This is a genomic window from Candidatus Darwinibacter acetoxidans (assembly GCF_041936445.1).
Classification (GTDB): domain Bacteria; phylum Bacillota; class Limnochordia; order Darwinibacteriales; family Darwinibacteriaceae; genus DTU010.
The window spans coordinates 1-1074 of record NZ_JBHGXH010000056.1 but is presented as its reverse complement, the minus strand read 5'-3'; the positions used below and the strand labels follow the sequence as shown (position 1 = coordinate 1074).

Sequence of the window (1074 nt, the reverse complement as noted above, 5' to 3'; positions counted from 1 at the left end):
GCTGGCATTGCTTTAGGCTTGCTTTTGGTTGAGTTAAGTCTGCCTGGCGGTATTGTCGGCGGCGTGCTGGCCTTGGCCCAGATGGGCTTTTATGACGTGATTAAGCCCTTGATGAGCGGCGGGCCGAAAATTACACACAGCGACGGCATAGGAGCGGATACAGATGATCCCAATCAAGGTTGACCTGATAAAAAAGGCCAAGCGGCCCGGCTACGCGATGAAGCCGGAGTATATCACCATCCACCAGACGGGGAACGCTGCGAAAGGTGCGGATGCGGAGATGCACAACCGCTACGTCCACAGCGTGGCCCCGAATCCTTCCTGGCACTACACCGTGGACGGGGGAACATCTGACGGCAAGAAAGCGCCCGTCATCTATCAGCACCTACCGCTAACGGAAAACGGCTGGCACGCGGGCGACGGTACGAACGGGCCAGGCAACAGGAAAAGTATCGCTATCGAGATCTGTGTCAACCGCGACGGCAACCTGGCGAAGGCTGAAGCAAATGCCGCCTGGTTGGCGGCGAAGCTGATCAAAGAAGTTGGCAGCCTAAAGCCGTTCCCTGCCTGCATGAAACAACACTACGACTGGAGCAAGAAGAACTGCCCGGCGCAGATCCGGGGACGGAAGAACGGCTGGGCTGGCTTCCTGGCGGCGGTAGAATCGCACCTGAAAACGGAGGCAGAGATCACCCGCCCCATCGGTATCTATGTGGACGGCAAGAAGGCGGATGAGGTTGGCTACCTGATCGACAATGCAACATACGTCCGCGCGTCATATCTGGTTGCACTTATCGGCGGCAGCGTAACCGGACACGGGGACCATATCAATATTGTCTTGCCGACGCGACCGGACCCGGCAGTAGTTGAAAAATTAAGGACAGACCTGGCCGCGGCCAACAAAAAGATTGAGGCTGCCAGGCGTGCCCTGGGTGCGTAAATGGCTGCCCATGACGAGGAAGCCCTGAAGCTGCTCAACCAGGGCTTTTCGCATGAAGAGATCCGGGAGCGGCTAGGGTTAAAGACAACGAAGCAGGTTAATCATGCTATACTGCGAGCGCGGAAAAACAGGGC

2 protein-coding genes are annotated in these 1074 nt (G+C 57.3%); both read left to right on the top strand.

Annotation, left to right across the window (positions count from 1 at the left end; all coding sequences use genetic code 11):
* The coding region (locus ACE4YL_RS02230) for a hypothetical protein (protein ID WP_461369098.1) at nucleotides 1-183 on the top strand (183 nt) is incomplete at its 5' end.
* Nucleotides 164-940, top strand: a complete 777-nt coding sequence (locus ACE4YL_RS02225) for a peptidoglycan recognition protein family protein (RefSeq protein ID WP_461369097.1) — start codon at nucleotides 164-166, stop codon at nucleotides 938-940. The genes ACE4YL_RS02230 and ACE4YL_RS02225, both read left to right, overlap by 20 nt.
* Nucleotides 941-1074 lie beyond the last annotated feature (134 nt).